Source organism: Micromonospora sp. 4G55 (assembly GCF_016803375.1).
Window position 1 is genome coordinate 1 of sequence record NZ_JAEVHN010000470.1, and the last position, 4,952, is coordinate 4,952.

Below are 4,952 nucleotides of genomic sequence, written 5' to 3' on the forward strand. Positions count from 1 at the left end.
CCGCCGCCGTGCCCGGCGTACGGCGGCTGGCCTGGCCCGTCGCCCCGGCGCCCGAGCGGGCCGGAGCGGCAGTGGGCTGACCGGTCAGAGCGCGTGGCCGGTGGTGGCGTCCACGTGCTTGGGGACCTCGTCGTGCCGGTCCCCGACACTGGACGTGCCGGACGGCTCGAACATCAGGATGGACGCGCCGTCCACCGAGGACGGCCGGTGCGACGTCCCGCGCGGCACCACGTACACCGCGCCGCGCGGCAGCACCACCATCCGCTCGCCGTCGCCGTCGCGCAGCGCGATGCGCAGCTCGCCGTCGAGGACCAGGAAGAACTCGTCGGTGTCGTCGTGGACGTGCCAGACGTGCTCCCCGGCCACCTTGGCGATCCGCACGTCGTAGTCGTTGACCCGGGTGACGATCCGCGGGCTCCATAGCTGGTCGAAACCGGCCAGCGCCACCGCCAGGTCGATCGGCTCATCGCTCATCGGCCCATCCTGGCACCGCCGCGCCCGTTCGGGCGCGCGGTGTCCCCCTCGGGGCTCAGAGGAAGCGGTGCATGATGTGCAGGCCGACCCGCTTGCCGTCCGGCAGCGCGAACGCCTCCGGCACCGTGCCGATCACCGTGAACCCGAGCCGCCGGTACAGCTCCACCGCCCACGTGTTGGACTCGGCCACCGCGTTGAACTGCATCGCCGCGTACCCCTGCCGGCGGGCCCAGTCCAGGGCGTACTCGACCATCGCCCGGCCGACGCCCCGGCCCCGCGCGTCGGCGGACACCATGAAACTGGCCGTGGCGACGTGCGCGCCCGGCCCGGGCTTGTTCGGGCCGATCTTCGCCGTGCCGAGGACCCGGTCACCGTCCAGGGCGACCACGGTCACCCCCGGCGGCGCCTCCACCCACATGGCGCGTGCTGACTCCTCGGTCAGCCCCGGGTCGTAGACGAAGGTGTCGGCCGCGACGACGACCTCCCGCACGATCGACCACACCTGCGGCCAGTCGGCGTCGGTGAACTCTCTGATCAGCATCGGGGCAAAGCTAACCGCAGCCCCGCCGCGACGCCAACCGGATCCGCCGGTGCCGAACCGTGACCGGTCCGGGACAGCGCGGTACGCACCCGAGCGGCCACCATGGGAGCGTGGCCGTACCCGTCACCGACCGTCCGGACGCGGCAGCTCCCGCCGCGCCGCCAGCACCCGGGCCCCGCACGAAAGGGCCGTGGCTGGTCGCCGGCGCGGTCACCGTCATTCTGCTGGCGCTGGCCCACCGGTACGGCTACCACCGCGACGAGCTGTACTTCCTGCTCTGCGGCCGGCACCTCGACTGGGGCTACGTCGACCAGGGGCCGCTCGTCCCGGCCCTGGCCCGCGCGATGGACACCCTCGCCCCGGGCAACCTCGTCGTGCTGCGTACCCCGTCGGCGCTGATCGCCGGGGCCGCGGTGGCGCTGGTGGCGGCGCTGGCCCGCCAGTTCGGCGCCGGACGCGGCGGGCAGCTCCTCGCCGCGGGCACCACCGCGGTGGCCGGCGTCGTCCTCGCCGCCGGGCACCTGCTCAGCACCACCACCGTGGACCTGCTGGTCTGGCTGGCCGCGGCGTACTGCGCGGTCCGGGTGCTGCGCGGCGACCCGCGCTGGGCGCTCGGCCTCGGCGCGGTACTCGGCGTCGGGATGCTCAACAAGCTGCTGCCCGCGCTACTGGGCGTGGGGCTGCTCGCCGGGGTGGCGATCGCCGGGCCGCGCCGGCTGCTACGCGACCGGTGGGTGCTCGCCGGCGTGGCGCTGGCCGCGCTGCTCGCCGTACCGAACCTCGCCTGGCAGGCCGCGCACGACTTCCCGCAGCTCGCGGTCGCCTCGTCGATCGCCGACGGGGACAGCTCCTACAGCGGCCGCCTCGACGCGGTCGTGCTGCAACTGCTCATCATCAGTCCGGTGGCGGTGCCGATCTGGGTCGCCGGGCTGGTCGCCCTGCTGCGCCGCCCCCGGTGGCGGGCCTACCGGGCGCTGGGCTGGGCCTGGCTGGTGGTGTTCGGCATCGTGCTGGTGGCCGGCGGCAAGGGCTATTACGACGCGCCGCTGCTGCTGGTGCTCACCGCCGCCGGCGCGGTCGTCACCGCCGACTGGGCGCGTACCGTGCCGCGTCGGGTGCTACTGGCCGCCGCCGCGGTCGTCGCGGTCACCGGCAGCGCCGTGCTGCTGCTGCCCACGCTGCCCGCCGACCGGCTGCCCGGCTTCGTCGTCGAGGTCAACTACGACGCCGGGGAGACCATCGGCTGGCCGGCGTTCGCCGACTCGCTCGCCGCCGTGCACCGTGGGCTGCCGCCGGAGCAGCGGCAGCGCGCGGTGATCCTCACCGGCAACTACGGCGAGGCCGGCGCCGTCGCCCGCTACGGCCCCGCACGCGACCTGCCCCGCGCCTACTCGGGGCACAACAGCATGGCCGAGTTCGGCCGGCCGCCCGCCGACGCCGACACCGTGCTCGCGGTCGGCTGGGACCGCCCCGACCAGCTACGCGGCTGGTTCCGACAGGTCACCCTCGCCGGCCGGGTCGACCAGCGCGTCGACGTGGACAACGACGAGAACGGCGGCCCAATCTGGCTGTGCCAGGGCCTGCGGCGCCCGTGGGACCAGATCTGGGACCAGGAGGTACGCCACGCCGGCTGAACCGGGATCGTCAGAGCGCCGTCGCCACCACCACGAACTCGCCGTCGTCCCCCGCACCCACCGGCTCCCCCTGCCAGCCACCGTGAATCCGCTGCACCCGGAAACCCGCCCCCGCGAGCGAGTCCCGCAACTCCCTTTCGGTACGGAACCGCAGCACCGCCTCGCCGCGCACCTCACCGTCGGCGAAGCCGAAATGTCGGGTGAACCGCACGACGCCGTCCCGGGCCTCGGTCACCTCGGTCCAGGTCACCACGTCCGAGCCGTCCGGCAGGCGGACCGACCGGCGCGAGTCGACCGGGTTCCACCGCTCCCAGCGCCGGTCGGCCGGATCCCGGGAATCGAAGAGCAGCCGGCCACCCGTACGCAGCGCCCGACGCAGCGCGGCCAGGACCCGCCGCCACTCGTCGTCGTCCACCACGAACTGCGCCACGTGGCTGGTCATCACCGCCACGTCGTACGCCCCGCCGGGCAGCACCTCCGCGCCACCCTCCACCCAGGTGACCCGGTCCGCGCCGGGCTTGGCGCGGGCGGCGTCCAGTGAGGCGCGGGCCGGTCGACGCCGGTGACGGTGTGCCCGGCGGCAGCCAGGGCCAGGGCCAGGCGGCCGGTGCCGCAGCCGAGGTCCAGCACCCGGGCCGGGTCGACGCCGACCTCGGCGAGGAAGAAGTCGTCGTCAGGGCCCCACGGGCACTCGACGTCGTAGACCGCGACGAGGCGGGGATCGGTGAACTCCGCGTTACGCACCGCCGCACGCTAACCGGGCCGGCGGTTCGGCACGAGGCGGATTCCGGCCACCAGCGGCCGTCCCGGCTGGCGCCGTCGGGGCGGCTAGAAGGCGTACCGGATCCGGCAGTACGGCGCGCGGGCGGAGATCAGCTCGGTCAGCGCGGCCACGTAGCGGCCTTTCTCACCGGTGCGGTAGCGCACGTTCCAGCCGCCGGACTGCGAGCGCTTGGGTTGCTGCAGCTCCGGGCGCCAGAGCAGCTCCTCGGCCTTCGGGTGCCAGCCGAGGTTGACCTCGTGCAGCCGGTCGTTGTGGGTGAGGAAGATGACCTCGGCGGCGAGCTGCGCCCGGGCCGGCGGGCCGATCCCGGCGTCGAGCTGCTCGAGCAGCTCCGCCCAGTCGTCGAGCCAACCGTCGCGTACCACCACCGGGCTGAAGTTGACGTGCACCTCGTAGCCGGCGGCGACGAAGTCGTCGATGGCCGAGATCCGCTCGGCGACCGGTGAGGTGCGGATGTCGAGCAGCTTGGCGTCGCGGGCCGGCATCAGCGAGAACCGGATCCGGGTCCGCCCGCGCGGGTCCCAGTCGAGCAGGTCGCGGTTGACGTGCTTGGTGGCGAAGCTGGCCTTGGCGGTGGGCAGGCCGCGGAAACAGCTGACCAGGTCCCGGACGTTGTCGCTGACCCGGGCGTCCAGCGAGCAGTCGGAGTTCTCGCCGATGTCGTACACCCACGCGTGCGGGTCGCACTGGTTCGCGGCGCCCTTCGCGCCCTGCCGGGCGACGTGCCGGGACAGGTAGCCGGTGATCCGCTCGATGTTGGCGAAGACGGTGATCGGATTGCTGTAGCCCTTGCGCCGGGGGACGTAGCAGTAGGCACACGCCATGGCGCAACCGTTCGCGGTGGACGGGGCGATGAAGTCGCTGGAGCGGCCGTTGGGCCGGGCCGTGAGTGACTTCTTCACGCCGAGCACGAGGGTCTCGGTCTTGATCCGCACCCAGCGGGCCACGTTCGTCTCGTCGCCGTACAGCTCGGGGATCCGGGTGTGACTGTCGATCTCGATCCGCTCGGCGTCGGGAAAGCGAGCCAGCACCTCCCGGCCGCGGGGAAGCGCGGCGGCCTCCGGCTCCACGAAGATCCGCCGGATGTCGAGCAGCCGGGGCTGCGGGGCGTCGCCGGTCACGGACCGGTACAACTGCCGACCGATCGCCCTTCTTCCCGGTCAGGGCGGGGTTTCCCCTCCGACGCGCCGGGTACCCGCCGTCATGCCCTGGTTGCCCGTTGTGTCCCGTCGGCGCCGGTGACATGCCCGAGGGGCACCTCATCCACCGGTACGCCCGCGAGCAGCACGCCGCGCTCGCCGGGCAGGTGCTGGCCGTCTCCAGCCCACAGGGCCGCCTCGATCCCGGCCCGTACGACGGGCACCGGCTGCACGCGGTGGAGGCGTACGGCAAGCACCTGTTCTACCACCTGGAGGAGAGCCCCACCCTGCACGTCCATCTCGGCATGCGCGGGCTGTTCCTGCGCCACGACGATCCGACCGTCGCCCCGCGCGGCGGGGTGCGGCTGCGGCTGGCCGGC

At 73.9% G+C, this 4,952-nt stretch carries 7 protein-coding genes; 2 read left to right on the top strand and 5 right to left on the bottom strand.

All coding sequences use genetic code 11. The features are described from left to right. Positions 1 to 84: 84 nt before the first annotated feature. Positions 85 to 474, bottom strand: a complete 390-nt coding sequence (locus JNW89_RS27570; RefSeq protein WP_238451276.1) for a cupin domain-containing protein — start codon at positions 472 to 474, stop codon at positions 85 to 87. 55 nt (positions 475 to 529) lie between these two features. Further along, positions 530 to 1,015 carry a GNAT family N-acetyltransferase gene (locus JNW89_RS27575; protein WP_238450242.1) on the bottom strand — a complete coding sequence of 162 codons (486 nt, stop codon included), beginning with the start codon at positions 1,013 to 1,015 and terminating at the stop codon, positions 530 to 532. A gap of 110 nt (positions 1,016 to 1,125) precedes the next feature. Here JNW89_RS27575 and JNW89_RS27580 point away from each other — a divergent pair, with 110 nt between their 5' ends. Next, positions 1,126 to 2,649: a glycosyltransferase family 39 protein gene (locus JNW89_RS27580; RefSeq protein ID WP_238450241.1), complete on the top strand. Its 1,524-nt coding sequence runs from the start codon at positions 1,126 to 1,128 to the stop codon at positions 2,647 to 2,649. Positions 2,650 to 2,659: 10 nt separating this feature from the next. Here the strand turns inward: JNW89_RS27580 and JNW89_RS27585 are convergent, their stop codons facing one another. From JNW89_RS27585 to JNW89_RS27590, 3 genes are all read right to left on the bottom strand, one after another. Then, entirely contained in the window at positions 2,660 to 3,142 is a 483-nt protein-coding gene (locus JNW89_RS27585) for a hypothetical protein (protein WP_309140010.1), read from the bottom strand. Further along, complete coding sequence (locus tag JNW89_RS38205) at positions 3,091 to 3,393, bottom strand: methyltransferase domain-containing protein (RefSeq protein ID WP_309140009.1); 303 nt, start codon at positions 3,391 to 3,393, stop codon at positions 3,091 to 3,093. The genes JNW89_RS27585 and JNW89_RS38205 overlap by 52 nt, the downstream gene beginning before the upstream one ends. 84 nt (positions 3,394 to 3,477) lie before the next feature. Continuing rightward, complete coding sequence (locus JNW89_RS27590; RefSeq protein WP_238450240.1) at positions 3,478 to 4,566, bottom strand: spore photoproduct lyase family protein; 1,089 nt, start codon at positions 4,564 to 4,566, stop codon at positions 3,478 to 3,480. 110 nt (positions 4,567 to 4,676) lie between these two features. Here JNW89_RS27590 and JNW89_RS27595 point away from each other — a divergent pair. Beyond that, on the top strand, positions 4,677 to 4,952 hold a 276-nt coding region (locus tag JNW89_RS27595; protein ID WP_305070544.1), incomplete at its 3' end, for a DNA-formamidopyrimidine glycosylase family protein.